Raw genomic sequence first — 25,493 nt, 5'->3', positions numbered from 1 at the left:
GCTTACCTCGCTGTTGCGTCATGGTCGTTTCGCCCGCCGTGGTCCGGCCGCGCCGGCGCGGCGTCTCAGCCGCCGAAAATCACCGCGTCGGGGATTTCATAGCGCTCGTCACCGACGCTGATCCTATTGAGATCGCTTTGTTTTTCCGATCCGACCGCGGGATAGCCGTCGGCCTGGCTGGTATCGGCGCTGACGAACCGGCCGCGCGCGAAGAACAGCGCCCGCCGGGTTCCGTCGGGCCGCGTCACGACGACCGTGGCGTCTCCGCCGCCGGATCGGGCGACGCCGAAATCGCACTGCGCCATCGGCTGCCCCGGATACTGGGCACAGGGAACCTTGCCGGTCGCGTCGAAATCGCCCTGTCCCGCCCGAAGCGATGACTCGTCCGGACCGGCCGCGACCGCGCCGTCCGGCGCCACCGCCGGCCTGAGGTAGTCGGCCGCGACGAAGCCGCGCGGACCGCCGCCGACCTCCTGAACGTCGCACCAGGCGCGCCCCTCTACGCGCCGGCAGCCGAGATTGCTCAGGATCGTGCCGGGGACATAGCGGGCGAGGACGCGCGCCGTCGTCGACGGCTCTTCCCTGAGGTTCAGCGCCGTCGCCACGCCGGCGACTTCCCAGTTTCGCGGTCCGCCGTCTTCCGGTGCCGCAGGCACATCGGCGGCGGGCACTCCCGTGGCGGGCATTTCGGTGGCGGCGGGCGCCGCCCCCTCGGCCAGGAAGCGGGCGGCCACCCAGCCCTCGACGCCGCCCCACGAGACGCGACACCAGCGGTTGCGCGCCGCCGCCTCCCGCTCGGCAGGCGTCGCCTTTTCCCATTCGGCGAAGCCGAGGCCGCCCTGGCACCCGAGATTGCGCACGCCATCCGTATCCGGCGGGATGGCGCCGATCCGGTCGGCATCGGCATCCGGCGCGGTACGGATATTGAGCGCATCATCGGCGGCGACGTTCACCACGCGGAAGAAATCCGGGCCGTCCGCCTCGCCGAACGCGGATTGAATGCTCGCCGCGACGAATAAAAGGCAGGCAAAAAGCACGGTTCGCATGAACGTCCCCTGTTCGGATGCGCCGCCCGGTGACCGGGACGATCGGCATAGGTCACTCTGTCCCGGTTCGGCCACCGTGATGAGGTGATCGGGCGAAATTATGATCCACCTAACCAAATTTGCAACGCGGCGTTGCATTCGCGCCGCCTGCGCCCAGTTGGCGCGCGCGTTGTCGTCCATGCCGCACTACGCTTCGTCGGCGCCGTCGGATCATCAGGAGTGTCCGCAACGTCGCGGACCTCGCCTCTCGAGCCGCGCCCCCCGACACGCCCGTGTGCAGGCCCCGGGACCTTTCCGCTCTCCCCCTCTACTCCGCCCGCGCCTCTCCACCCACGCCGGGAGCGCCAGAACCGCCCGAGGGAACGGTTTTCCATCGCCGGCGCGCGCGGGAGCAGGATTTTTCCCCGCCGTTCGAAACTTTGGTTCGGAATGCTTGGGGTTGGCCGCGCGCGAAGCCTATTTTCGTATATAGATCAAGGCCCTGGTCACGCCGCCGGTGAATCGACCGATGACGCAACGAGCGCGGCCACGGCAAGGAAGGCGTGCGAAATGGCAGACATCGTCGAACTCGAACGGGGCATCTTCATCGCCTCGCAGCTCAGCGAGGGGGATTTCGATCGGCTGCCCGCGATGGGCATACGCGCCGTCGTCGCCAACCGCCCGGACGGCGAAGCCGCCGACCAGCTTCCGCGCGCGCAGGCGCATGCGGCGGCCCGGCGCAACGGCCTGCACTTCCACTATCATCCCGTCGCCAGCATCGATATCGCCGAGGACGAGCCGGTCGCGATCTTCCGCGCGCTGATGCACGGCCTGGGCGGGCCGGTGCTGTTCTATTGCGGCACGGGCACCCGCGCCGCGCTTCTGTGGGCGCAGGCCTCGCTCGCCCGCCTCGGCGTCGAGCGGACGATCGATGTCGCCGCGAGGGCCGGAGTCGATCTCGCCCCCTACCGTGACCTGCTGGAGGAGCGCGCCGCGCTCGAAGACGCCGGAACGGCCGCGCCCCTGGCGTCCCGGTTGTCCGAGACACCGTCCAACACACCGGCCAAGACACCGGCCGCGCGCCCGTCCGCATCCCCGGCGCGCGCGCCGCAGCTCTGCATCGCCGAAGCCGTCTAGACCGGCACGCAGCCCCCTCCCCCGACTTTCTCCCCTGGCCACGCCCGAATTTCCCCGGACGCGCCGGGCGCGAGACTTCGCGCCGGGCCGGATTACCGGCTATATGTCTCGTACACGGGATTCGTACCGCCGCGCGCCAGACGCCGGTGGCCGGAAGGGGGAGTACGGTTGGAAGATCAGGCCTGGCTCAGCGACGCGCTCGTATTCCTGATCGTCGCCGGCGTCGTGGTGCCGGTGTTCCATCGCTTCCGCCTCGGCACGGTGCTCGGCTTCATCGTCGCCGGCGTCGTGGTCGGCCCGTTCGGGCTCGGCCGCTTCCAGTTCGATTTCCCGCTGATCCGCTTCCTCGTTCTAGAAGATCCGCATCGCGTCGAGCCGTTCGCCGAACTGGGGGTCGTGTTCCTGCTGTTCGTGCTCGGCCTTGAAATGTCGTTCGCGCGCCTTTGGGAGATGAAGCGCTACGTGCTCGGCGTCGGCACCGTGCAGGTGGTCGCCACCACCGTCCTGATCGGCGCCATCGTCGCGCTTCTGGGCCAGCCGGGTCCGGTGGCGCTGGCCGTCGGCCTGGCGCTGGCGCTGTCCTCGACGGCGATCGTCATGCAGCTCCTCGTCGAGGAGCGCCGCCTGGCCACCACCACCGGGCGCGTGTCGCTGTCGGTGCTGCTGATGCAGGACATGATGGTGGTTCCCGCGCTCATCATCGTGTCGCTGCTCGCCGCCTCCGAACCCGGCGGCTCCGGCGTGGCGAGCTGGAGCGAGATCGGCGTCGCGATGATCGAGGCGTTTCTGGTCGTCGCCGCCATCGTCCTTTTCGGCCGCTACGTGCTGCGCCCGCTCCTGCGCCAGGCCGCGCTCACCGGCATCCGCGAGCTGATCATGGCGATCGTGCTGTTCACGGTCGTGGCCGCGGCGATCGGCACCGAAGCCGCGGGCCTGTCACCCGCGCTTGGCGCCTTCCTCGCCGGCCTGCTTCTGGCCGAGAGTGAGTACCGCCACCAGATCGAAGTCGACATCGAGCCGTTCAAGGGCCTGCTGCTCGGCCTGTTCTTCATCACCGTCGGCATGAGCATCGACCTTGCCGTGGTGGCGAAGTTCATCGTCTGGCTGATCCCCGCCGTTATCGGCCTTATCGCGCTGAAGGCCGCCGTCACGTTCCTGACCGCCCGCGTCTTCGGCGTATCGCTGCATTCGGCCGCCGAGACCGCGATCATGCTGGCACAGGCCGGCGAATTCGGCTTCGTCGTCTTCGCGCTCGCCCGCTCCAACGGCATCCTGTCGGTGGAGACCACCCAGTTCCTCATCGTCGTGATCGGCCTGTCGATGGCCGTGACGCCGTTCCTGTCGCGGATCTCCGTCGCCGTGTCGCGCCGCGTTGAGGAAATCGAGCAGAAGGATGCCGCCTCGCCCGAGAAGGAAATCGATGAACTGGAGGGTCATGTGGTGATCGGCGGCTTCGGCCGCGTCGGGCGCACCATCGCGCGGGTGCTCGAATCCGAAAACGTGCCCTACGTCGCCATCGACCAGAACGCCCGCCTCGTCGGACGCGAGCGCCAGTCCGGCCGCCATATCTTCTTCGGCGATGCCGGCCGCGAGGAGATCCTCGACCGCGCCGGCGCCGACCGCGCGCGGGCCTTTATCGTCACCGTCGACTCGCCGCAGAATGCCGAGCACATGGTGCGCGCCGCCTGCCGGCGCCGGCCCAACGCTCCGGTCTATGCGCGGGCGCGCGACACCGACCACGCCATGGCGCTGGCGAAGCTCGGGGCCGAGGTCGTGGTGCCCGAGGCGGTGGAGGGCAGCCTCCGGCTGGCGGGGCGCATACTGACCGGTCTGGGATGGCCGGACGAGGCGGTCTCGCGCCGCATCGACCAGGAACGGGAGCGCGAGCTGGTGCAGCTCGAAAGCGGGAAGGAGTAGGACCGATGCGGGGCTGGTTCGCGGCGCTGTTCGCTGCAATCGGCGAGACCAAACGTCGCTCGCACCCGCGCGGCAAGGGACCCACCGCACGCCGGGCCGCCTTCGAGATCATCGAGGAAGGCCCCTCAGACCGCGTCCTGCCGTCGGTGGTCGACGCGTTCCTGGTCACGCTCATCGCCGTCAACGTCGTCGCCGTCTGCCTGGAGACGGTCCCCTCGATCTACGACAGATACAAGACGCTGTTCATCGTCATCGAGATCGTATCGGTGGCGATCTTCACCGTCGAATACGCCATCCGCCTGTGGGTCGCGCCCGAGCACATGCCCTATAGCGGCATGAAGCCCAATGCCGCCCGGCTGCGCTACGCGCTCACGCCCTACGCGATCATCGACCTGCTGGCGATCATGCCCTTCTATCTGACGTTCCTGATGCCGTGGGACCTGCGCCTGCTGCGCATTTTCCGGCTGGTCCGGTTCTTCAAGCTCGCGCGCTATTCCACCGGCCTGCGCAGCCTCAGCCGCGCGGTCCGGTCGGAGTGGCGGGCCCTTACCGCCTGCCTGATCATCATGGCCGGCCTCATTCTCGTCGCCGGCGCCCTGATGTACGCCGCCGAGCACACGGCCCAGCCGGACGTGTTCGGCTCCATCCCGCAGGGCTTGTGGTGGGCCGTGGTGACGCTGACCACGGTCGGCTACGGCGACGTGGTGCCGGTCACGGTCGGCGGCAAGATGCTCGGCGGCGTCGTCATGCTGTTCGGACTCGCCATGTTCGCCCTGCCGATCGGCATCGTCGCGACGGCGTTTGCCCAGGAGGTCCATCGCCGCGAGTTCGTCGTCACCTGGAGCATGGTCGCCCGCGTGCCGCTGTTCTCCAACCTGGACGCCTCCGAGATCGCCGACATCATGACGCTCCTGAAGGCCCAGACCGTGCCGCCCGGCGGCACCATCTCGCGGCGCGGCGAGCCGGCGGAGGCGATGTATTTCATCGCCAGCGGCGAGGTCGAGCTGACGCTCAAGGGCGAGACCCTCCGCCTGGGGGCCGGCGACTTCTTCGGCGAGGTCGCGGTGCTGCGGAAATCCCGGCGCTCGGCGACCGTCACCGCCGTGACCCGCGTCAACCTGCTGACGCTCTCCGCCGACGATTTCCGCACCCTCATGGACCGGCGCCCCGACATCGCCGACAGCATCAAGACGATTGCCGCCGAGCGCGTCGGCAAGGAACGCGTGATGCGCGGCGGCGACCTCATTTCCGAGGAGCTGGAGCTCGCCGAAGATACCGACGCCGGAAAAAAGGGCTGATCGGGCGCTACGACGCCGCCCGCCGCGCTTTATCATCCCACCGATTCGGAATGCGCGGCTGGAGTGAACGACTATGGCGGAACGGGCAAGGACCTTGCGGCATCGGGTTAACACGATCCTCGAGCGGGAGGATCCCAACGACGTGGCCGCGAAGATCGTCTTGCGGATCATCGTCGCCGTCATCATCGTCAATGTCGGCGCCGCGGTCCTGTATACCGACTCCCGCTTCGCCCGCCTGTTCCCCTACGACCTGCGCGTCATCGAGGCGGTCTCGCTCCTCGTCTTCGCCGTCGAATACGTCGCCCGCCTGTGGTCGTGCGTCGAGAGCCCGCATTATCGCGGACTGCCCGCCTGGAAGGCGCGGCTGCGCTACGCGACCTCGCCGGGCGGGATCATCGACCTCGTCGCGCTCCTTCCCTTCGTCGCCATCCACCTGTTCGATGCCGACATGCGCAGCCTGGCGATCCTGCGCCTGCTGCGCTTCTTCAAGCTCGCCCGCTATTCGCCCGGCCTGGCCTCGGTGATCGAGGCGCTGCGCGCCGAACGCCACGGCCTCGTCGCCTGCCTGGTGCTGCTGGCCGGGTCCATCCTGGTCTCCGCGTCGGCGATCTATGCCGCGGAAGGCGGCGCTCAGCCCGACAAGTTCGGGTCCATCCCCGAATCCATGTGGTGGGCCGTCGTCACCGTCACGACGGTCGGCTACGGCGACGTCGTGCCGGTCACCACGCTCGGACGGGTCATCGGCGGCGTCACCATGGTCGCCGGCATCTTCATGCTCGCCCTGCCGGTCGGCATCTTCGCCACCGCCTTCATCGAGGTGATCCGCCGGCGCGCCTTCGTGGTGACCTGGGGCATGGTCGCCCGCCTGCCGGTGTTCGCCGCCCTGGACGCGGCGACGCTCGCCGAGATCGTGCCGCGGCTGCGGGCCCGCAGCGTCGACGCCGGCGAGATCATCGTGCCGCGCGGCGAGGTTCCCCGCGCGATCTTCTTCATCGTCTCCGGCCTTGTCGAGGTCGACACCGGCGGCCGGCGCGAGCAGCTCGGCGAAAGCGGGTATTTCGGCGAGATCCACGCGACCCGCATCACCCAGGTCGACGCCCGCGTGCGGGCCATCGAGGCAACCCAGCTCCTGGTCCTGACCGGCGACGACATCGACGACGTCTCCGCCGCGCACGCGGAGGTCGGCGACCGCCTGGCGACCGTCGCGACCTATTCGGTGATGTGAGCCCGACAGGCTGAGCCTGCGGATCTGACCCCGCAGATCTGACCTCGTCGGGCCAGCCACGCCGCAAACAAAAAGGGCGCGGAAGACCGCGCCCTTTTGCATTCGTGTCGGACGACGGCTCAGCCCATTGCCGTCTGCAGGTTCTCGTCGACCTTGTCGAGGAAGCCGGTCGTCGTCAGCCACTTCTGGTCGGGGCCAACGAGCAGCGCCAGGTCCTTGGTCATGAAGCCGGATTCGACCGTGTCGACGCAGACCGTCTCCAGCGTCGACGCGAACTTGGCCAGCGCCGCGTTGTCGTCGAGCTTGGCGCGGTGCGCCAGACCGCGCGTCCACGCGAAGATCGAGGCGATCGAGTTGGTCGAGGTCTCCTGACCGGCCTGGTGCTGGCGGTAGTGGCGCGTCACGGTGCCATGCGCGGCCTCCGCTTCCACCGTCCGGCCGTCCGGCGACATCAGCACCGACGTCATCAGGCCGAGCGAGCCGAAGCCCTGGGCCACCGTGTCCGACTGCACGTCGCCGTCGTAGTTCTTGCAGGCCCAGACGTAACCGCCCGACCATTTCATCGCCGCGGCGACCATGTCGTCGATCAGGCGGTGTTCGTAGGTGATGCCCTTGGCGTCGAACTTGTCCTTGAACTCGGCGTCGAAGACCTCCTGGAAGATGTCTTTGAAGCGCCCGTCATAGGCCTTCATGATCGTGTTCTTGGTCGACAGGTACAGCGGATAGTCGCGGTTCAGCGCGTAGTTCATCGAGGCGCGCGCGAAGTCGCGGATCGAATCGTCGAGGTTGTACATGGCCATCGCCACGCCGGAGCCCGGCGACTGGAACACCTCGTGCTCGATCACCTCGCCGTTTTCGCCCTCGAACTTGACCGTGAGCTTGCCCTTGCCGGGGAACTTGAAGTCGGTGGCGCGGTACTGGTCGCCGAAGGCGTGACGGCCGATGATGATCGGCTTGGTCCAGCCCGGCACCAGGCGCGGCACGTTCTCGCAGATGATCGGCTCGCGGAAGATGACGCCGCCGAGGATGTTGCGGATGGTGCCGTTCGGCGAGCGGTACATGCGCTTCAGGCCGAATTCCTCGACGCGCGCCTCGTCCGGCGTGATCGTCGCGCACTTGACGCCGACGCCGTACTGCTTGATCGCCTCCGCCGCGTCGACGGTCACCTGGTCGTCGGTCTCGTCGCGGTGTTCGATGCCGAGGTCATAGTACTTCAGATCGATATCCAGATAGGGATGGATCAGCTTGTCCTTGATGAGCTGCCAGATGATCCGGGTCATCTCGTCGCCATCGAGTTCGACCACCGGATTTTCGACCTTGATCTTCGCCATGAAACGGGCCTTTCGCGTCGCTAACGGTATGGAATGGGAAGCCGGCACCTGCGCGACAGCGCCGCCAGCACGAATGTCGCGGCCCCTATAGCACCCCCGTCCGCGACTTTGAAGCCGACCCTTGGACGGAGACGCCGGATCCCGTCCGAAACGCCCCACATATCTGCCGCACCCCCATCATCCTGCCCGGAACGGCCTTGAGGCGCGCGGACCGCTCGCCCCTCGACTTCGTGGCCGTTGATCCTGTATCCGACGGACCGGACAACAACCGACCGGACCGCCCGTGACCGCATCGCCCGCCCCCGTCGTCATCCTCGTCGCCCCGCAACTGGGCGAAAACATCGGCATGGTCGCCCGCGCTATGGCGAATTTCGGCCTGTCCGAGCTACGCCTGGTCAATCCGCGCGACGGCTGGCCGAGCGAAAAGGCGCTCTCCGCCGCCTCCGGCGCCGATTGGGTGGTCGAGGGCGCGCGCGTCTACGGGTCGACGGCCGAGGCCATCGCCGATCTTGGCGTGGTGCTCGCCACCACCGCGCGCCCGCGCGAGATGGCCAAGCCGGTGCTCGATCCGCAGGCCGCCGCCGAGCGGCTGGCCGGGCGTATCGACGCGGGCGAGACGGCCGGCATCCTGTTCGGCGGCGAGCGCGCCGGGCTCGACAACGACGATGTGGCCCTCGCCGACGCCGTCATCACCTTCCCGACCGCCCCGGAATTCGCCTCGCTGAACCTCGCCCAGTCGGTGCTGCTGACGGGCTACGAATGGTTCCGCACGCGCGGGCTGGAGGGCGGCCGGCCGCGCCAGGCCGCGCCGCCGCTGGCGCCCAAGGCCGACCTGCAGCGCCTGTTCGAGCACCTGGAATCCGAGCTCGATGCCGCCGGTTTCCTGTTTCCGCCCGAAAAACGCCCCACCATGGTGCGCAACCTGCGCACGATCTTCCTCAAGGCCGATCTCACCGACCAGGAGGTCCGCTCCCTGCGCGGCGTCGTCAGGGCGTTGAGCGAACTGAAGCAACGGCGCGGAACCGATACGAATTAGGCCATGACGCACATCGTCGTCTTCGATTCCGGCCTCGGTGGCCTGTCGGTCCTGAAGGAGGTGCGCCGCGCCCGCCCCGGCGCCGACATCACCTATGTCGCCGATACCGGCGGCTTTCCCTATGGTGCCCTGTCGGAACAGGAGGTGGTCCGCCGCGTGCTGGCCACATTCGAAGGGGTCGCCGCGCGCCGCGCGCCGGATCTCGCGGTCATCGCCTGCAACACCGCCTCGACGCTGGTGCTGCCGTTCCTGCGCGCCAGCCACGCGTTTCCCTTCGTCGGCACGGTGCCGGCAATCAAGCCGGCCGCCGCGGGCACGAAAACCGGCCTCGTCAGCGTCCTGGCGACGCCGGGCACGGTGAAACGCGACTACACCCAGGCCCTGATCGCCACCTACGCCGCCAATGTCGACGTCACGCTGGTCGGGGCCACGGGCCTGGCGGCGCTGGCCGAGGCGGCCATGCGCGGCGAATCGGTCGACGAACAGGCGATCCGCGCCGAGATCGCCCCCGCCTTCGTCGAAAAGGGCGGCAAACGGACCGATACGGTGGTCCTCGCCTGCACCCACTATCCGCTCGTGCTGAACCACCTCGAGCGCCTGGCGCCCTGGCCAGTGGCCTGGATCGACCCGGCACCGGCGATCGCGCGGCGCGTCGCCAGCCTGCTCGCCGACCGCCCGGACCAGCCGGCGGCCGGCAAGACCGTCGTCCTGTTCACCGCGATGCCGGCAAACGCCGAGACGATGACGGCGCTCCTGGATCGCTTCGCGCTCTCATCGCCCGAAGCCCTGGCCCTGCGGGTCTGATCGCCATGGACGCGCGCCTGTCCGCGCCGGCGTGAGCGCCCGCCGCCGTTTGACACGGGCCCCCCGCACCTATATTTGACGGCGTGCGCGGGCTGTTGGGTCCGCGTATTTCTTTCCGCTTCCGTGGTTTCGGGGAGTTTCTCCGGTGCCTGTCAGCCGTGCGAACGGCAGAGGAGGAGCGGGTCATACTCGAACTGAACACACTTTCGAAGATACAGAGGTTACACACGCGATGTCGAAGCGCATCCAGGCAAAGTACAAGATCGATCGCCGCATGGGCGAGAACATCTGGGGCCGCCCGAAAAGCCCGGTCAACCGGCGCGAATACGGCCCCGGCGAACACGGCCAGCGCCGCCGTGGCAAGACGTCCGACTACGGCCTGCAGCTCAAGGCCAAGCAGAAGCTCAAGGGCTACTACGCCAACATTTCCGAGAAGCAGTTCCGCCGCATCTACGACGAAGCCCAGCGGCTGCGCGGCGACTCCTCGGAGAACCTGATCGGCCTGCTCGAGCGCCGGCTCGACGCGGTGGTCTACCGCGCCAAGTTCGTGCCGACCGTGTTCGCGGCCCGTCAGTTCGTCAGCCACGGCCACGTCAAGGTCAACGGCCGCCGCGCCAACATCCCGTCCATGCGCCTGAAGGTCGGCGACGTGGTCGAGGTGCGCGACAAGTCGAAGCAGCTCGGCTTGGTCCTCGAAGCCGTGGACAGCCCCGAGCGCGACATTCCGGAATATCTCGATGTCGATCACAAGAAGCTGACGGCGTCGATCACCCGCGTGCCTGCCCTCTCGGAGGTGCCCTATCCGGTGATGATGGAACCGAACCTGGTCATCGAGTTCTACTCGCGCTGATCGTTCGGTCACTACCGAATCGCAGGGCCGCCCCATCGGGGCGGCCTTTTGCGTTTAAGGGCGTCCCGCGTTTCAGCCCCCCGGGGGTCAGGAGACCTTGTGGACGTCCAGAAGCCGGGCGGCGACGATCGACAGCCCCGCCGAGGCGGCGAAGAACCAGATGCCCGGCAGCGCCGCGGCATCGGCCAGGCCCGAGCGCTTGACGGCGAACACGACGAGCGCGAGCAGCACCACGTCGAGCATCGACCAGCGCCCGAAGATCCCGGCAAGCCGCGCCGCCCCCGCCCAGCCGTTCCGGCCGAACGCCCGACCGGCCGCGATCCGCGCCAGTACGAGCAGCTTCAGCCCCGGAAACACCACCGAGAACGCGCCGAGCACGACGCCGAGGAAATACTCGCCCTCGTCGAGCAGCGCGACGGTGACGCCGAGCAGCGAATGCTCCTCGGACAGGAAAAAGAACCGGTAGAACTGCAGGCTCGGCAGGGTCAGCCCGAGCACGAGGCACACGGCCGCGGCCGCGACGACGCCGAGCGGCAGCCAGCGGCGCAGGTTTCCGCCGTCGCCGGCGGTTTCGTCAGGCAGTGTCCCGGCCATAGCTGCTCATCGTCGATCGAACGCCCCTATCCGCGCGAGCGGCATAGCAGTATGAGAGGCGGATTCCTATTCGCAGGCTCGCCGGTTCAGGTTGGAGGTTCGCCATTTTCAGGGTCCGCATTCCGGTCAAAGACGAGACCGAGGCCGATATCCTCTCGAACGCGCTGAGCTACGCGCTGGAGCCCGAGACCAACGCCGTCTCCATGATGGAGGCCGAAAAGGGCTGGCTCGGCGAGGCCTACTACACCGACGAGCCGGACGAGGCGACGCTGCGCGCGGTGATGGTCAATGCGCTCGGCAAGGGCGCGGCCAGGTACAAGATCACCATCGAGGCGCTCGCCGACCGCAACTGGGTCAAGGAGAGCCTGGAGGCCCTCCCGCCGATCCATGCCGGCCGCTTCGCCGTGTTCGGCCATCACGACCGCCACCGCATTCCGGCGAACGCCATCCCCATCGAGATCGAGGCCGGCCAAGCCTTCGGCACCGGCCATCACGGCACCACGCTCGGTTGCCTGATGGCGCTGGACCGGCTGTTGAAGCGGCGGCGCTTCTTCCGGCCCCTCGATATCGGCACGGGGACCGGCATCCTCGCGATAGCCCATGCCAAGGCCGCGCGCATCGCCGTGATGGCGACCGACATCGACCCGCTGGCGGTCACGGTGACAAAGGAGAACGCGGTCAAGAACGGCGTCGGCGGGCAGGTCAAGGCGTTCACCGCCAACGGCGTCGACACCGCCGCCGTGCGCCAGGGCGCGCCCTACGACCTGGTCTTCGCCAACATCCTGGCCAAGCCGCTGGTCAAGCTCGCGCCGCAGGTCCGGCCGCTGGTCGCGCCCGGCGGCATCGTCATCCTGTCGGGTCTGCTGGTCGGCCAGCGCCGCGAGGTGGAAGCGGCCTGGCGGGCGCAGGGCTGCGTGCCGCTGTTCCGCATCGCCCGCGACGGCTGGGCGACCCTGGCGCTGGAGGCGCGGTAGCGCCCCGGCCTGATCGGGAACCTTCCGGATAAAGAAATCCCCGGTCCGGGGACGCCGGACCGGGGATCGCAAGGTCAGGAGGAAATCTGCCGTCGACCGGTCAGTCGGTCGCGCCCGAATGCCAGCGGGCGAGTTCTTCGCGGGTAAGCCCCATGTTCTTCAGCGACTCGTCGCTGTAGGACCAGAGCGCACGCGCCGTCAGGCGGCGCGCCTCGGCCTCGCGGGCCTTCACCATGTGGTCGAACATGCGCCGGAGCACACTGCGGCGCTGCCGCGGCTCTACAGCGATGTGAGTGGGGGCAAAAATCGTCGTGGCCATCACAACCTCCTCGGCTGGAACTGAATTCGGTGCCGTTTCGAGAAGGAAGGTAAGCTACCCTGACCTTTTTAGAAGACCGATCGCTACATGACAGGCCTGCATATTTCGCATGCGCAAAAATTTTGCTGCACTGCAAAAGATTCAGGCATCCGGACACGGAAAACGCGCACATTGTGCGCATATCGTCGTCCGAGAATCGCGATTGATCCGCCGATCCTCACCAATTAGTTAAGAGCGATGTTCCAGACCTTCGACGATGGTGCCGATCCAAGCCACGGTGCAGAGCGTCTGGCCCGACTCAGGGCCGAGCTCGAGCGGCGCGGCCTCGACGGCTTTCTGATCCCCCGTTCCGACGAGCATCAGGGCGAATACGTGCCGCCCGGCGCCGAGCGGCTGAAATGGCTGACCGGCTTCTCCGGCTCCGCCGGCCTGGCCGTGGTGCTGAAGCACGCCGCGGCGATCTTCGTCGACGGCCGCTATACCCTGCAGGTCCGCGACCAGGTCGACACCGGCGCCTTCGAGCCGCTGCACCTGATCGATCCGGGCTGGCATGCCTGGCTGGAGGAGCAGCTGCAGGCCGGTGCGACGCTGGGCTACGACCCCTGGCTGCATACCGTCGCCGGCGTCCGCAGGCTCGAGAAGATCGCCGAGAAGACCGGCGCCAGTCTGGTGCCGACACCGGACAATCCGGTCGACGCGGTCTGGAGCGACCGGCCGGGCCCGCCGCTCGGCCAGGTCGTCGTGCACCCGCTCGACGTCGCGGGCCGTTCCGCCGCCGACAAGCTCGCCGATATCCAGAAGACGCTGGCGAAGGCACGGGCCGGTGCGACCGTGCTGACACAGCCCGATTCGATCGCCTGGCTCCTCAACGTCCGCGGCGCCGACGTGCAGCACACGCCGCTACCGCTGTCCTTCGCCATCGTTCCCGCCGAGGGGCGGCCAACGCTGCTGATCGATTCGCGCAAGCTCACCAACGCCTCGCGCGCCCATATCGAGGATGTCGCCGACATCGCCGAGCCGTCCGAGTTCGGACCGGCGCTCGATCAGGCGGCGGGCGGCCAGGGCGCCATTCGCCTCGACCCGGCGACCACGGCGCGCTGGATCGCGGACCGGATCGAGGCGGCGGGCGGGCGGATCGTCGACGGTGACGATCCCTGCACCCTGCCCAAGGCGACCAAGAACGAGGCCGAGATCGCCGGCGCGCGCGCCGCCCACCTGCGCGACGGCGCCGCCGTCAGCCGCTTCCTCGCATGGCTCGACCGCGAGGCATCGTCCGGCGGCGTCGACGAGATCGGTGCGGCCAAGGCGCTGGAAGGCTTCCGCGCCGCCACGGGCCAGCTCAGGGAAATCTCCTTCGACACCATCTCGGGGGCCGGCCCCAACGGCGCCATCGTCCATTACCGCGTCACCACCGACACCAACCGGCCATTGGAGCCGAATTCGCTCTATCTGGTCGATTCCGGCGCGCAATATGTCGACGGCACCACCGACATCACCCGCACGGTGGCGATCGGGGAGCCGACAGCCGACATGCGCCGCCATTTCACGCTGGTGCTCAAGGGCCACATCGCCATCGCCACGGCGCGGTTTCCTGAGGGCACGAGCGGCGCGCAGGTCGATACGCTCGCCCGCTACGCGCTGTGGCAGGCCGGCCTCGACTTCGACCACGGCACGGGCCACGGCGTCGGCAGCTTCCTGTCGGTGCACGAAGGCCCGCAGCGCATCGCCAAGACCGGCACCGTGCCGTTCCGGCCCGGCATGATCGTGTCCAACGAGCCCGGCTACTACCGCACCGGCCACTACGGCATCCGCATCGAGAACCTGGAACTGGTGAAGCCGCCCGAGCCGGTTCCCGGCGGCGAGAAGGCGCTCCTGTCCTTCGAGACGCTGACGCTCGCCCCGATCGACCGGCGGCTGGTCGACGTGGCGTTGCTGAGCGAGGCGGAAAAGGCGTGGCTGAACGCCTACCACGCCCGCGTCCGGGCCGAGATCGGGCCGCAGCTCGACGGCGACGACACGGCATGGCTGGAGGCCGCGACGGCACCGCTCTGAGCCCCTCCGTCAGGGCCCGTTGCCCCGGTGATCATGCCCGGAATACGGCCGGGTCGCGGGCGCTGAGCGCCGTTCAGCCCAGGTTCTGCCGGGTCCAGTCGACGATGGACCTGGCCGGCATGGCGCCGGCGGTGCGGGCGACCGGCCGGCCGCCGTGGAACAGGATCAGCGCGGGAATGCCGCTGACGCCGAGCTGGCGGGCGATCTCGCCTTCCTCGTCGGCGTTGAGCTTCAACAGCCGCACGTCGGGCTCCAGCTCGGCCGCCGCCGCCTCGAAGTTCGGCGCCATCGACCGGCACGGGCCGCACCACGGCGCCCACACGTCGACCAGCACCGCGATATCGTTCGACGCGATGTGGCGCTGGAAGGCGGCGCCGTCGACGTTGAGCGGCTTCGCGGCGAACAGCGGCGCCTTGCACGAACCGCAGCGCGCCGCCTTTGCCGGCTTGTCCTCGGGCAGGCGATTGGTCGCCCCGCAGCCGGGGCAGACCACATGAAGGCTGGCGCTCACTTGACCTCCTTGAGCTTGGTGATGTTCAGGCGCTCGAGCATGAACTTCTCGTAGAACGGCTCGGCGGTGCCGCGCCGGATCTTGTGCAGGAAGAACTTCTCGAACGCGATCTTGGCGAAGTGGACCCACTTGCCCTTCGACGCCCAGTTGACGTTGCGCGGCGGGATCTGCGGCTGGGCGACGAAGGCGACGCCGGAATCGCCGAAGTCGGCCAGGCACACCGCGTTCCACGTCGCCTGCGTCTCCGGCGCCTGGCCCTTCAGCAGCGCGCCGATGTTGTGCGCCGTCGCCGTCACCATGGATTCGATCATGAAGCCGGTCTTCGGCACGCCGCAGGGCACCGGCGTCGGCCCCGTCGGCGGGATCGCCACGCAGACGCCGACGCTGAAGATGTTGGGATAGGCCGGATTGCGCTGGTGCTCGTCGACAAGGATGAAGCCGCGCGGATTGGTGAGGCCCTCGATGTCCTTCACCGCCGGCACGCCGCGGAAGGCCGGCAGCATCATCGCGTAGCCGAACGGCAGCTCGTGCGTGGTCTTCGGCGAGCCGTCCTCGTTGACCTCCTCGACGATCATCTTGCCGTCCTCGACCGTCTTCACCTTGGCGTTGGTGATCCACTTGATGTGGTGCTCGCGCATCTCGCTTTCGAGCAGGCCCTTTGTATCGCCGACGCCGTCAAGGCCGAGATGGCCGATATAGGGCTCGGAGGTGACGAAGGTCATCGGCACCTTGTCGCGGATCTTGCGGCGGCGCAGCTCGGTGTCGAGGATGAAGGCGAACTCGTAGGCCGGGCCGAAGCAGGACGCGCCCTGCACCGCGCCGACGACAATCGGTGCCGGGGTCTCCACGAAGGCCTGGAACGCGTCATAGGCCCTGGAGGCGTGATCGACGTGGCAGATCGACTGGGTGTTGCCCTCCGGTCCCAGCCCCTCGATCTCGTCGAAAGCCAGGTCCGGGCCGGTGGCGATGACGAGATAGTCGTAGGCGACCGAGTTGCCGTCCTCGAGCTCGATCCGGTTTTCCTTCGGATGCACCCGTTTCGCGCCCGCCCCGACATACTCGATCTTCTTGCGCTGCATGATGTCGGGCAGGTTGATCTCGATGTCCGACTGCTTGCGCCACCCCACCGCCACCCAGGGGTTGGAGGGTACGAAGTGATAGGTCGGCCCCTGCCCGATCAGGATGACCTTGTCTTCCTGCCGCATCTGGGGAACCAGCTCGTAGGCCATCAGCACGCCGCTGAGGCCGGCACCGAGAACGACTACGTTTGCCATCTGCCTGTTTCCTGCCTTTGGCGGCCGCCCTCCCAGCGTCACCGGACGCCCCGGCCGACTGCCCCACGATTATGCTCTCGAATAAACATATTCCAAATATTGAATATATACAATTGCGACAAAAGTGCTTGGTCGCCTCATCACCACTATCGCGCGCCAGGCCGGGCGTGCATTGCGAAATGGCAATGTCTCGAAAGCCCTTCGGCTCCGGAAGCAAGACACGGTGTCGGGAGGGTGCGAACGGACGCTCGCCCAAGGGCATCCAGCGGCAGAGTCAGTACAGCACGGCCCGGAGGATCACCACGGAGACGACGCCGATGACGATCGCCGCGAGCTGCGGCAGCCGCAGCGCAGCGACCACCGTGATCGCCGCGGCGGCCGTCTCCGCCGGCCCGGTGGCCAGCACGGCGGGCGTGATCACCGCGGCCAGCACCGCGCCGGGCACCGCTTCGAGCGCCGCCCGTGCCCGGCCGGACACGACCAGCCGGCGGATCACCAGCCAGCCGCCGATCCGGCTCGCGTAGGTGACGAGCGCCATGCCCGCGATCGCGGCAAGCGCCAGCGGATCGATCTGAAGCGCGTCCAGCGTCATTCGACCGTCTCCGTCACCGCTTCGTCGGCGGGCCCGATGACCGCGCCGGCGAGCGCCCCGGCAATACCGCCAGCGGCGATGAACCAGGGGCCTTCGAAGCTCAGGTACACGAGCGCGGCGACAATCGCGCTGGCGGCGATGGCGACGCCGGTGCGCGGCCCCTGCCAGAGGCCGACCAGCAGGGTCAGGAAGATTGCCGGAAACGCGAAATCGGCGCCGTATCGCGACGGATCGCCGATAAGGCCGCCGAGCGCCGCGCCGAGCCCGGTCCAGCCGATCCAGTTGACGTAGAGGATCAGGCCCATGGTCAGGAAATAGGTCGCGGACAGTTTCGTGCGGGCGGCCCGGCGCTCTGCCAGCGCCCAGGTCTCGTCGACCATTGTGAACAGCGCGATCAGGCTCGTGCCGGTGCCGAAGTGCCCGATCTTGCCGGCGAGCGAGGCCCCCATCAGCAGATGCCGCAGATTGATCATCAGCGCGGTAACGGTGAGCAGCAGCCACGGCACCGGCTCGCGCCAGATGTCGACGGCGACGAACTGGGCGCTGCCGGCGAACACCGTCGCGCTCATCAGCACCATCTCAGGCACGCTGATGCCCTTCTGCGCCGCCAGCGCGCCGAGCAGGAGCGCGAAGGGAACGACGGCAACGGCGGCCGGCAGGACGTCGATCGCGCCGTCGCGCATTTCCGCCAAGGTCTCAGGCCCGGTCTCAGGCCCGGTCTCAGGACGGGTCTCTGGCCCGGTCTCAGGCCGCATCCTGGCCCGCGATATCCAGGGCGGCGGCGCGGAACCGGGCCGGCGTGACGCCGACGCGCGCCTTGAAGGCCCGGGTCAGATGGCTCTGGTCCGCGAAACCGCAGTCGAGCGCGACCGCGCCAGGCGTCCGGCCGCCGGCGAGCAGACCACGCGCCGCCTTGATGCGCCGGTCGGCGAGCCAGGCATAGGGCGTCAGGCCGGTTTCCTTGCGGAACGCGCGGATCAGGTGGAAGCGGCTGACACCGGCGACGCCGGCCAGCGTCGGCAGGTCGATCGACTCGGCATAATGGGCGTCGAGATAGTCCTGCGCCCGGCGCACGGGCCCGCGCTCCGTGCCCACCGGGGCGGGATCGCCCAGGCGGGCGTGGCGCGACAGGATCATCGCCATTACCGAGACGAAGCGCTCGTCGCTGTAGAGCAGATCGCTGCCGCCCAGCCCCTTGTGGGCGGCCACGAAGCGCGCCGTCCCGTCGGGGTCGTTGACGACCGGCTCAGGGAAGAACGGCGTCGCGCAGGTCTCGCGGCCAGTCAGCTCGCAGGCGATCTCGCGGAGAAGGTCGACGCTCGGATAGGACATCCGGTAGGCATAGCCGTCTCCGTATGGCTCTCCGTCGTGCACATCGCCGGGATGAACGAAGCACAGGTCGCCGGGGCGGCCGTAGCGGCGCTCGCCGCGCAGCACGAAGGTCTCGCAGCCCGCGACGATCGCGCCGACGACATAGGTGTCGTGCGTGTGCGGGGCGTAGCGGTGGGAAAAGAACCGGGCGGCCAGGCATTCCAGGCCGCCGTAGCGGGGCGCACGCCAGTAGCGTGCGCTGTCGCCCGCGTCGAGACCGCGCTCGGACAGCGCCGTCATCTGGTCTTTCACGTCCATGGCCCGGAGACTAGCAGCCCCGCGCCTGTGCGTCTTGAACGAGATTGCGCCCCCTCCTGGGGCTGGTGGGGGGCGTGGAACGGGCGCCGGACCTCAGTTCCCCGCCAGCAGCACCGACAGGGTCCAGGGCATGTCGTCGCTGACCGCGACGATATCGTCGATCCGCCAGGCGCCATCCTCCATAACGAGCAGGTAGCGGAACTTGCGCGGTTGGCCGAAATTCAGCAGGCCCACCGCGACCTCGGCCTTATCACCGGATATCTCGGGCGTGCCGATCTCGATGCCGGTGATATCGAAATCCTGCGCGTCGACGAAGACGTCGAAATCGAGGTTGCCGATGCCGTCGCGGTCGATGCGGTCGTCCTCCTCGGCAAGCAGCGCCTGCAGCCGCGCGGAGAACCGGTCGCGCAAGGCCGGGTCGGTGGGCGAAACGCCAAGACCGTTATCTTCATAGCTGGTGTAGATCTCGCCGACGACGGCGTCCGGCTCCTGTTGCGCGAACGCGGACGGCGCGGCCGCAAGGATCGCGATGCACAGGAAGACTTGAGCGACTATTGGAACGAACCTGCGCATGACACCCCCAGGACGCGACAGAACCGAGACAGTCATCACTGTGGCACGGGTCCGGATGCGCGAACAGCCGATCCTGCCGATCCAGTGAATGAAGCCTTGAGGGAAAACCGAAACTATCCGCTTTCAACCAGATCGAACCAGGCGTTCTCGTCTATGACCTCAACGCCCAGCTCGGCGGCCTTCTTGAGTTTGGACCCGGCACCCGGCCCGGCGACGACGAGATCGGTCTTCGCCGAGACCGAGCTTGCCACCTTGGCCCCGTAGCGCTCGGCCATCGCCTTGGCCTCGTCGCGGGTGAGCCGCTCCAGCGAGCCGGTGAACACCACGGTCTTGCCGGCCACGGGAGACTCGGTCGCCTGCGGCGCCTGCGCCTCCCTGGGCGTCACCTCGGCCAGCAGCGCGTCGATCTGCTCTTCGTTGCGCGGCTCGGCGAAGAATTCGACCAGCGCCTCGGCCACCGTGTCGCCGATCCCTTCGATCGACAGGAGATACTGGTAGGCCTCGCTGTCCGCCCCCTCGCCCGCCGCCTTCATCGCCGTGCGGAACGCCTCGAAGGTTCCGTAGTGGCGGGCGAGCAGCTTGGCCGTGGTCTCGCCGACATGGCGGATGCCGAGCGCATAGATGAACCGGTGCAGGTCAATGTCGCGGCGCGCGTCGATCGCCGCGAACAGGTTGCGCACCGACGTCGAGCCCCAGCCCTCGCGATCCTTCAAGCGCTTCAGCGACTGCGCGTCGCGCGCCTGCAGCGTGAAGATGTCGGCGGGCTTCGTAATCAGCCCGTCCTCGAAGAACGCGGAGACCTGCTTGGCCCCCAGCCCCTCGATGTCGAATGCGTTGCGCGAGACGAAATGGATCAGCTTCTCGACCGCCTGGGCTGGACAGACCAGCGAGCCGGTGCAACGCCGGATCACGTCCTCCTTGCCGGTGCGCGGGTTGACCTCGCGCACCGCGTGGCTGCCGCAGACCGGGCAGGTGTGCGGGAACGCGTAGGGCTCGGCATCCTTGGGCCGCTTCTCGAAGACGACGCCGAGGATCTGCGGAATCACGTCGCCGGCCCGCTGCAGGATCACCGTGTCGCCGATGCGCACGTCCTTGCGGGCGATCTCGTCCTCGTTGTGCAGGGTGGCGTTGCGCACCACCACGCCGCCGACCGTGACCGGCGTCAGCTTGGCGACGGGGGTCAGCGCGCCGGTGCGGCCGACCTGGATCTCGATATCCTCGAGCACCGTCATCGCCTTCTCGGCGGGAAACTTGTGCGCGATCGCCCAGCGCGGGCTGCGCGAGACGAAGCCGAGCCGGCGCTGCCAGTCGAGCCGGTCGACCTTGTAGACCACGCCGTCGATATCGTAGCCGAGCCGCGCCCGGGTCTCCTCGATTTCGTGATAGAACGCCATGATCTCGGCGACCGAGTTCACCTGGCGCATCAGCGGGTTGGTCGGCAGGCCCCAGTCGCGGAACGATTGGTAGACGCCCCACTGGCTGTCGGACGGCAGCGCGCCGACCTCGCCCCAGGCATAGGCGAAGAACTTCAGCGGCCGCGAGGCGGTGACGCGCGGGTCGAGCTGGCGCAGCGACCCGGCCGCCGCGTTGCGCGGATTGGCGAACACCGGCTTGCCGTCCGCCTCCTGGCGCGCGTTCAGCGCCTCGAAGTCGGCATGACTCATATAGACCTCGCCGCGCACCTCGAAGACGTCGCCGAAGCCGTCGCCTTTCAGCCGCCTGGGGATGTCGGGAATGGTGGCGACGTTGGCGGTGACGTCCTCGCCCTCCTCGCCGTCGCCGCGCGTAGCGGCCTGCACGAAGACGCCGTTCTCGTAGCGCAGCGACGCCGACAGGCCGTCGATCTTCGGCTCCGCGGTGAAGGCGATCGCCGTGTCGCCATCGAGCTTGAGGAACCGGCGGATGCGATCGACGAACCCGGCCACATCCTCCTCGTCGAAGGCGTTGTCGAGCGACAGCATCGGCACCGTGTGCCGGACCTTGGCGAATTTCTCCGACGGCGCGGCGCCGACCCGCAGCGAGGGACTGTCGGGGCGGACGAGCGAGGGGAACGCGGCCTCGATGGCGGCATTGCGCTGGCGCAGCGCGTCATAGGCGGCATCCGAGATCGACGGCTGGTCTTCCTGATAGTAGCGCCGGTCGTGCTCGCCGATTTCCTTGGCCAGGCGCTCGAGTTCCGCGGCCGCGTCCTCGGCCGTCAGGTCCGAAACCGGCGTCTTCTCCAGCCCTGCCATCCTCACTCCGTTCCCGCCAGAAGACGGCCCGCGGCCGCCCGTGCCTCCTCGGTGACCGTCGCACCGGCCAGCATCCGCGCGATCTCCTCGCGCCGGTGCGACGGATCGAGCGGGTCGACCCGGGTGACGACGTCGGCGCCCCGTTTCGGCGATTCCTTGCGGATCAGCAAATGCCGGTGCGCGCGGGCGGCGACCTGCGGCGCGTGGGTGACGGTCAGCACCTGCACCCGGTCGGCGAGCCGCTGCAGCCGCACCCCGATCGCATCCGACACGGCCCCGCCGACGGCGGTATCGATTTCGTCGAACACCAGCGTCGGCGCGCTGCCCTTGTCGGCGAGCGCGACCTTCAGCGCGAGCAGGAAGCGGGACAGTTCGCCGCCGGAGGCCACCTTCAGAAGCGGCCCCGGATGGGTGCCCGGATTGGTCTGCACCCAGAATTCGACGCGGTCGCGCCCGTCCGGGCCGCCGCCGTCGCCGTCGGTCTCGATGCGGGTTTCGAAGGCGGCCCGCTCCAGCTTCAGCGGCGCCAGCTCGGCCACCACCGCCCTGTCGAGCGCCTTCGCCGCCTTGCGCCGCTTCTCCGTCAGCTTCGCCGCCGCCATGTCGTAGGCGTCCGCGGCCGCTCTCGCCGCCACTTCGAGTGCGCCGAGGCGCTCCTCGCCGGTTTCCATGTCGGACAGCGCGGCGCGCATCCCCTCGCGCAGGCCGGGCAGGTCGTCGACGCCGCACTGGTGCTTGCGGGCCGCCGCCCGGAGCGCGAACAGCCGCTCCTCGGTGGTCTCCAGCTCGCGCGGATCGAAGGCGATCTCGTGCTGCGCCCGCTCGACCGACGACCGCGCCTCCTCGATCGACTCGATCGCCGCCGTCAGCGCCGCGACCACCGGATCGAGCAGGTCCGGCAGGTCGCCGGCGCGCCGTTCGAGCCGCCGCAGCGCCGCCGACATCAGCGGCACCGGCGACGCGTGGCCGGCGACCGCGTCGCTTGCCTCGGTCAGTTCGTCGGCGAGCTTCTCGGCCTGCATCATCACCTGCCGGCGCTCGGCCAGATGCGCCTCCTCGCCAGCCTCCGGCGCCAGCATGTCGAGTTCTTCCAGCGCGTGGGCGAGATAGTCGCGCTCCGACGTGGCCTTCTCCAGCGCGTCTCGGGCCTGCTTGAGCGCCGCCTCCGCCGCCCGCCAGGCGCCGTGCGCCTTCGCCGTGGCCGCCACGTCGGCGTCCAGGTCGCCGAAGCTGTCGAGCAGTTGCCGGTGGACCGACGGGTCGATCAGGGCTCGGTCGTCGTGCTGGCCGTGGATCTCGACGAGGCTCGCGCCGACCGATTTCAAAAGCTGAACGCCCGCCGGCTGGTCGTTGATGAAGGCGCGGGTGCGCCCGTCGGCGGCCTGCTGGCGGCGCAATATGATGTCGCCGTCCGCCTCGAAGCCGTACTCGGCGAGGAGCGCGCGGGCGGGATGGCGGGGGCCCGCGTCGAATACCGCCGTCACCTGCCCCCGTTCGGCGCCGCGACGCACCAGCGCGGCGTCGCCGCGCCCGCCGAGCGCCAGGGACAGGGAATCCAGAAGGATCGATTTTCCGGCACCGGTCTCGCCGGTGAGCGCGCTCAACCCCGAATCGAACGTGATGTCGAGCTTGTCGATGATGACGATGTCGCGGATCGAGAGGGCGACGAGCATCGCCCGCTCACAGCGTACCGGAGGCCTTGCGGAACACCTCGCTCAGCCACGACCCCTCGTTCTCCTGCGGCTCGTAGCCCCCCTTCGACAGGAGGGCGTAGGAATCCTTGTACCAGGGGCTGTCCGGGTAGTTGTGGCCGAGGATGGCCGCCGCCGTCTGCGCCTCGGAGATCAGCCCGAGCGCGTAGTAGGATTCGGTCAGCCGGTGCAGCGCCTCTTCGACGTGCCGCGTGGTCTGGTAGTCGGATACGACCGTCTTGAAACGGTTGATCGAGGCCAGGTACTGGCGCTTGGACAGATAGTAGCGGCCGACGTCCATCTCCTTGCCGGCCAGTTGGTCGCGCGCGACCTCGAGCTTGCCGCGCGCCTCCACCGCGTATTCGGATTCGGGATACTTCTCGATCAGCTCGCGATAGGCTACGGCGGCCTTCTCCGAGCGCGCCTGGTCGCGGCCGACGTCGACGATCTGGTTGTAGTAGGATTCGGCGACCAGATACTGGGCGTACGCCGCGTCATCGCTGCCCGGATAGAGGGTGACGTACCGCTTCGCCGAGGTGATGGCGTCGGTATAGCGCTGCGCTTCGTAGTTCGTGTAGGCCGACATGATCAGCGACTTGCGGGCCCACTCCGAATAGGGATGGATCCGCTCGACCTCCGAGAACTTTTCCGCGGCCGCCTTGAAGGACCCGGAATTGGAGAGCACCAGCCCCTCGTTGTAGAGGGCCTCCGCCGGCTCCTCCTCGATGACGGCGAACTCGTCATCGTCCTTGCCGAACAGGCTCTGGCAGGCCGTCAGCGACAGTCCGAGGCAAAGCAGCGCAGCGAACCGCAGCGCCCTCGAACCCGTCGTCGTAGTCCCGGTGGCGCGCGTCGCGCGGAATGTCATGTCAGGCAAACGCTTACTCGTCATAGGCTCGATCATCGCAATGCGCATCGGACACCCGACGCACTCGGCGGCGGACTTTATCCCAACGCCGTTTCCCAGGCCAGTTTGGCTGACCTCCGAATTGAGCGAATTTGTGGCGGTGCCGCCGGCGCGGCGCTATCGCCGCATGGCCGTGTCCGATTCCGTCGCGGCAGGCCGTATACGTGTACAGCCCGAACGGGCCTCAGCGCGCCGGCTGGGCCGGGCCGTGATTCGCGGTGCAGGCGGCGGCGCACGGGCGCGTGTCCTGCGCCCGTGCCTCGAGCACGGCGGTCAGGCTGGCGACGAACGCAGCCACAAGCACGATACGGAACACAAACAGCATGTCTCACCTCAGGCGGCGGACTATGCGGGCGGGACACCGGCCCCGCAAGCGCGGGAATGCGATGTTCGCGCAACGTCGTTACCCGCCGATTAGGAAAAATCGGCGAGTTCCGATGGTGCTGTAAACCGGCAGGAAATCGGGCCGTCAGGAGACGTCCGGGCCGAACGCGGCGGCGGGGACCATGGCGCCCACCTGTGCCTGGCCGGCATCGCGGCGCACGGTGGCGGTAGACCATTCCCAGGCGCTGTCGTCGGACAGCAGGGCCTCGACCATGGCGGCGTTCAGCTTGTGGCCGCCGCGATAGCTGCGGTAGTGGCCGAGGATCGGCGCGCCGGCCAGCGTCAGGTCGCCGATGGCGTCCAGCACCTTGTGGCGCACGAACTCGTCGGCGAAGCGCAGGCCTTCCGGATTGACCACCTGATCGTCGCCGATCACCACGGTGTTCTCCAGCGAGGCGCCCAGCGCATAGCCGTTGGCCCAGAGCTGCTCGACGCTCGACATGAAGCCGAAGGTGCGGGCGCGGGCCAGATCGCGGGCGAAGTCGCCCGAATCGGCGTCGTAGACATAGGCCTGACGGCCGATCACGGTGTCGGCGAAGTCGATCTCGACCTCGACGCGGCGGCGGTCGCTCGGCAGGAACTCGGCGATGGCATCGCCCATCCGCACCGTCACCGGCTTGAGAACCTTGATGTAGCGGCGCTGCGCCGACTGCTTGCGCAGGCCGGCCTGCTGGATCGCTTCGCAGAAGGCTTCCGCGCTGCCGTCCATGATCGGCACTTCGTCGCCGTCGATCTCGACGATCACGTTGTCGATGCCCAGGCCGCTCAGCGAAGCCAGCAGATGCTCGACGGTGCCGATGGAACCGGCCGACTCGCTGCCGAGCACCGTGCTCAGCGACGTGGCGACGACGTTACGGTGCGACGCCGGCACCTCGATATCGGCGGTGCCTTCGCTGGAATTCTTGAGGAAGATGATTCCGGTATCGGGGCCTGCGGGGTGAAAGGTTACCGTGGAGGCGGCTCCGCTGTGCACACCGACTCCACTAAGCGATACGCGTTCTTTTATTGTTGTCTGCGACTGAGCTTTCATAGTCCCGCGCTTTACTGGCCCGAATGTGCCGCCCCCGCGACTGCTGTCATTCAGGCATTACGTCCAACGTGGCAGGATCGCTTGTGTCGCTGGCACCGGCTGAACG

Annotated in this window: 24 protein-coding genes; 9 read left to right on the top strand and 15 right to left on the bottom strand. The window is 68.4% G+C overall.

Annotated elements, in window-relative coordinates:
• Positions 1–65: 65 nt before the first annotated feature.
• A complete protein-coding gene (locus MUB46_RS12155) occupies positions 66–1,046 on the bottom strand; it encodes an SH3 domain-containing protein (protein WP_261616187.1) in 981 nt (326 codons plus the stop codon).
• Between the two features lie 549 nt (positions 1,047–1,595).
• Between MUB46_RS12155 and MUB46_RS12150 the strand changes: the two genes are divergently transcribed.
• The 4 genes from MUB46_RS12150 (at position 1,596) to MUB46_RS24275 (ending at position 6,602) form a co-directional block, all read left to right on the top strand.
• Positions 1,596–2,162 carry a protein tyrosine phosphatase family protein gene (locus MUB46_RS12150; RefSeq protein WP_261616186.1) on the top strand — a complete coding sequence of 189 codons (567 nt, stop codon included), beginning with the start codon at positions 1,596–1,598 and terminating at the stop codon, positions 2,160–2,162.
• Between the two features lie 168 nt (positions 2,163–2,330).
• Positions 2,331–4,079, top strand: coding sequence for a cation:proton antiporter domain-containing protein (locus MUB46_RS12145; protein WP_261616185.1), 1,749 nt, complete (start codon positions 2,331–2,333; stop codon positions 4,077–4,079).
• Positions 4,080–4,084: 5 nt separating this feature from the next.
• On the top strand, positions 4,085–5,377 hold the full coding sequence (locus tag MUB46_RS12140) for a cyclic nucleotide-gated ion channel (RefSeq protein WP_261616184.1): 1,293 nt from the start codon (positions 4,085–4,087) through the stop codon (positions 5,375–5,377).
• A 94-nt stretch (positions 5,378–5,471) separates the two neighbouring features.
• Positions 5,472–6,602, top strand: coding sequence for a cyclic nucleotide-gated ion channel (locus tag MUB46_RS24275; RefSeq protein ID WP_315902733.1), 1,131 nt, complete (start codon positions 5,472–5,474; stop codon positions 6,600–6,602).
• Between the two features lie 119 nt (positions 6,603–6,721).
• On the opposite strand, the gene MUB46_RS12125 is transcribed toward MUB46_RS24275, so the two are convergent.
• Positions 6,722–7,933 (bottom strand): NADP-dependent isocitrate dehydrogenase, encoded by a 1,212-nt coding sequence (locus MUB46_RS12125; protein ID WP_261616183.1) that lies wholly within the window; start codon positions 7,931–7,933, stop codon positions 6,722–6,724.
• Between the two features lie 283 nt (positions 7,934–8,216).
• Here MUB46_RS12125 and MUB46_RS12120 point away from each other — a divergent pair, with 283 nt between their 5' ends.
• From MUB46_RS12120 to rpsD, 3 genes are all read left to right on the top strand, one after another.
• Complete coding sequence (locus tag MUB46_RS12120; protein ID WP_261616182.1) at positions 8,217–8,969, top strand: RNA methyltransferase; 753 nt, start codon at positions 8,217–8,219, stop codon at positions 8,967–8,969.
• A 3-nt stretch (positions 8,970–8,972) separates the two neighbouring features.
• Complete coding sequence (gene murI, locus MUB46_RS12115) at positions 8,973–9,773, top strand: glutamate racemase (protein ID WP_261616181.1); 801 nt, start codon at positions 8,973–8,975, stop codon at positions 9,771–9,773.
• Between the two features lie 232 nt (positions 9,774–10,005).
• A complete protein-coding gene (gene rpsD / locus MUB46_RS12110) occupies positions 10,006–10,623 on the top strand; it encodes a 30S ribosomal protein S4 (protein ID WP_261616180.1) in 618 nt (205 codons plus the stop codon).
• 87 nt (positions 10,624–10,710) lie between these two features.
• Here rpsD and MUB46_RS12105 read toward each other — a convergent pair whose 3' ends face one another.
• Positions 10,711–11,217 carry a paraquat-inducible protein A gene (locus MUB46_RS12105; protein WP_261616179.1) on the bottom strand — a complete coding sequence of 169 codons (507 nt, stop codon included), beginning with the start codon at positions 11,215–11,217 and terminating at the stop codon, positions 10,711–10,713.
• A gap of 62 nt (positions 11,218–11,279) precedes the next feature.
• Here MUB46_RS12105 and MUB46_RS12100 point away from each other — a divergent pair, with 62 nt between their 5' ends.
• A complete protein-coding gene (locus MUB46_RS12100; protein ID WP_315902739.1) occupies positions 11,280–12,191 on the top strand; it encodes a 50S ribosomal protein L11 methyltransferase in 912 nt (303 codons plus the stop codon).
• A gap of 100 nt (positions 12,192–12,291) precedes the next feature.
• Here the strand turns inward: MUB46_RS12100 and MUB46_RS12095 are convergent, their stop codons facing one another.
• The gene (locus tag MUB46_RS12095; RefSeq protein ID WP_261616178.1) at positions 12,292–12,510 is read right to left on the bottom strand and encodes a hypothetical protein; all 219 of its coding nucleotides are present in this window, start codon (positions 12,508–12,510) and stop codon (positions 12,292–12,294) included.
• 237 nt (positions 12,511–12,747) lie between these two features.
• Between MUB46_RS12095 and MUB46_RS12090 the strand changes: the two genes are divergently transcribed.
• Positions 12,748–14,562: an aminopeptidase P family protein gene (locus MUB46_RS12090; RefSeq protein ID WP_261616177.1), complete on the top strand. Its 1,815-nt coding sequence runs from the start codon at positions 12,748–12,750 to the stop codon at positions 14,560–14,562.
• A gap of 73 nt (positions 14,563–14,635) precedes the next feature.
• Here MUB46_RS12090 and trxC read toward each other — a convergent pair whose 3' ends face one another.
• The 11 genes from trxC to lpxC form a co-directional block, all read right to left on the bottom strand.
• Positions 14,636–15,073, bottom strand: coding sequence for a thioredoxin TrxC (trxC, locus tag MUB46_RS12085; RefSeq protein ID WP_261616176.1), 438 nt, complete (start codon positions 15,071–15,073; stop codon positions 14,636–14,638).
• Complete coding sequence (locus tag MUB46_RS12080) at positions 15,070–16,347, bottom strand: NAD(P)/FAD-dependent oxidoreductase (protein WP_261616175.1); 1,278 nt, start codon at positions 16,345–16,347, stop codon at positions 15,070–15,072. The genes trxC and MUB46_RS12080 overlap by 4 nt, the downstream gene beginning before the upstream one ends.
• A 274-nt stretch (positions 16,348–16,621) precedes the next feature.
• Positions 16,622–16,939 (bottom strand): AzlD family protein, encoded by a 318-nt coding sequence (locus MUB46_RS12075; protein ID WP_261616174.1) that lies wholly within the window; start codon positions 16,937–16,939, stop codon positions 16,622–16,624.
• The gene (locus MUB46_RS12070; RefSeq protein WP_261616173.1) at positions 16,936–17,622 is read right to left on the bottom strand and encodes an AzlC family ABC transporter permease; all 687 of its coding nucleotides are present in this window, start codon (positions 17,620–17,622) and stop codon (positions 16,936–16,938) included. The genes MUB46_RS12075 and MUB46_RS12070 overlap by 4 nt, the downstream gene beginning before the upstream one ends.
• A gap of 61 nt (positions 17,623–17,683) precedes the next feature.
• Positions 17,684–18,550, bottom strand: coding sequence for an AraC family transcriptional regulator (locus MUB46_RS12065; protein WP_261616172.1), 867 nt, complete (start codon positions 18,548–18,550; stop codon positions 17,684–17,686).
• Positions 18,551–18,661: 111 nt separating this feature from the next.
• On the bottom strand, positions 18,662–19,141 hold the full coding sequence (locus MUB46_RS12060) for a YbjP/YqhG family protein (RefSeq protein WP_261616171.1): 480 nt from the start codon (positions 19,139–19,141) through the stop codon (positions 18,662–18,664).
• Positions 19,142–19,254: 113 nt separating this feature from the next.
• Complete coding sequence (ligA, locus tag MUB46_RS12055) at positions 19,255–21,375, bottom strand: NAD-dependent DNA ligase LigA (protein ID WP_261616170.1); 2,121 nt, start codon at positions 21,373–21,375, stop codon at positions 19,255–19,257.
• A gap of 2 nt (positions 21,376–21,377) precedes the next feature.
• On the bottom strand, positions 21,378–23,048 hold the full coding sequence (gene recN, locus MUB46_RS12050) for a DNA repair protein RecN (RefSeq protein ID WP_261616169.1): 1,671 nt from the start codon (positions 23,046–23,048) through the stop codon (positions 21,378–21,380).
• Positions 23,049–23,055: 7 nt separating this feature from the next.
• A complete protein-coding gene (locus MUB46_RS12045) occupies positions 23,056–23,934 on the bottom strand; it encodes an outer membrane protein assembly factor BamD (RefSeq protein WP_261616491.1) in 879 nt (292 codons plus the stop codon).
• A 223-nt stretch (positions 23,935–24,157) separates the two neighbouring features.
• On the bottom strand, positions 24,158–24,298 hold the full coding sequence (locus MUB46_RS12040) for a hypothetical protein (RefSeq protein WP_261616168.1): 141 nt from the start codon (positions 24,296–24,298) through the stop codon (positions 24,158–24,160).
• Positions 24,299–24,442: 144 nt separating this feature from the next.
• Complete coding sequence (gene lpxC, locus MUB46_RS12035) at positions 24,443–25,387, bottom strand: UDP-3-O-acyl-N-acetylglucosamine deacetylase (RefSeq protein WP_261616167.1); 945 nt, start codon at positions 25,385–25,387, stop codon at positions 24,443–24,445.
• Between the last annotated feature and the right edge of the window lie 106 nt (positions 25,388–25,493).

It is taken from the genome of Microbaculum marinisediminis (genome assembly GCF_025397915.1).
GTDB lineage: Bacteria > Pseudomonadota > Alphaproteobacteria > Rhizobiales > Tepidamorphaceae > Microbaculum > Microbaculum marinisediminis.
This window is presented reverse-complemented; position numbering and strand designations above follow the sequence as displayed.

Bases quoted from the DNA above. Each gene is read 5' to 3' on its own strand.
- MUB46_RS12095 (WP_261616178.1), bottom strand. From the start codon at position 12,510: ATGGCCACGACGATTTTTGCCCCCACTCACATCGCTGTAGAGCCGCGG.
- MUB46_RS12125 (WP_261616183.1), bottom strand. From the start codon at position 7,933: ATGGCGAAGATCAAGGTCGAAAATCCGGTGGTCGAACTCGATGGCGAC.
- MUB46_RS12065 (WP_261616172.1), bottom strand. From the start codon at position 18,550: ATGACGGCGCTGTCCGAGCGCGGTCTCGACGCGGGCGACAGCGCACGC.
- MUB46_RS12105 (WP_261616179.1), bottom strand. From the start codon at position 11,217: ATGGCCGGGACACTGCCTGACGAAACCGCCGGCGACGGCGGAAACCTG.
- MUB46_RS12070 (WP_261616173.1), bottom strand. From the start codon at position 17,622: ATGCGCGACGGCGCGATCGACGTCCTGCCGGCCGCCGTTGCCGTCGTT.
- MUB46_RS12140 (WP_261616184.1), top strand. From the start codon at position 4,085: ATGCGGGGCTGGTTCGCGGCGCTGTTCGCTGCAATCGGCGAGACCAAA.
- MUB46_RS12040 (WP_261616168.1), bottom strand. From the start codon at position 24,298: ATGCTGTTTGTGTTCCGTATCGTGCTTGTGGCTGCGTTCGTCGCCAGC.
- MUB46_RS12075 (WP_261616174.1), bottom strand. From the start codon at position 16,939: ATGACGCTGGACGCGCTTCAGATCGATCCGCTGGCGCTTGCCGCGATC.
- MUB46_RS12080 (WP_261616175.1), bottom strand. From the start codon at position 16,347: ATGGCAAACGTAGTCGTTCTCGGTGCCGGCCTCAGCGGCGTGCTGATG.
- MUB46_RS12150 (WP_261616186.1), top strand. From the start codon at position 1,596: ATGGCAGACATCGTCGAACTCGAACGGGGCATCTTCATCGCCTCGCAG.
- MUB46_RS12045 (WP_261616491.1), bottom strand. From the start codon at position 23,934: ATGACATTCCGCGCGACGCGCGCCACCGGGACTACGACGACGGGTTCG.
- murI (WP_261616181.1), top strand. From the start codon at position 8,973: ATGACGCACATCGTCGTCTTCGATTCCGGCCTCGGTGGCCTGTCGGTC.
- MUB46_RS12155 (WP_261616187.1), bottom strand. From the start codon at position 1,046: ATGCGAACCGTGCTTTTTGCCTGCCTTTTATTCGTCGCGGCGAGCATT.
- recN (WP_261616169.1), bottom strand. From the start codon at position 23,048: ATGCTCGTCGCCCTCTCGATCCGCGACATCGTCATCATCGACAAGCTC.
- ligA (WP_261616170.1), bottom strand. From the start codon at position 21,375: ATGGCAGGGCTGGAGAAGACGCCGGTTTCGGACCTGACGGCCGAGGAC.
- MUB46_RS12090 (WP_261616177.1), top strand. From the start codon at position 12,748: ATGTTCCAGACCTTCGACGATGGTGCCGATCCAAGCCACGGTGCAGAG.
- MUB46_RS12060 (WP_261616171.1), bottom strand. From the start codon at position 19,141: ATGCGCAGGTTCGTTCCAATAGTCGCTCAAGTCTTCCTGTGCATCGCG.
- lpxC (WP_261616167.1), bottom strand. From the start codon at position 25,387: ATGAAAGCTCAGTCGCAGACAACAATAAAAGAACGCGTATCGCTTAGT.
- rpsD (WP_261616180.1), top strand. From the start codon at position 10,006: ATGTCGAAGCGCATCCAGGCAAAGTACAAGATCGATCGCCGCATGGGC.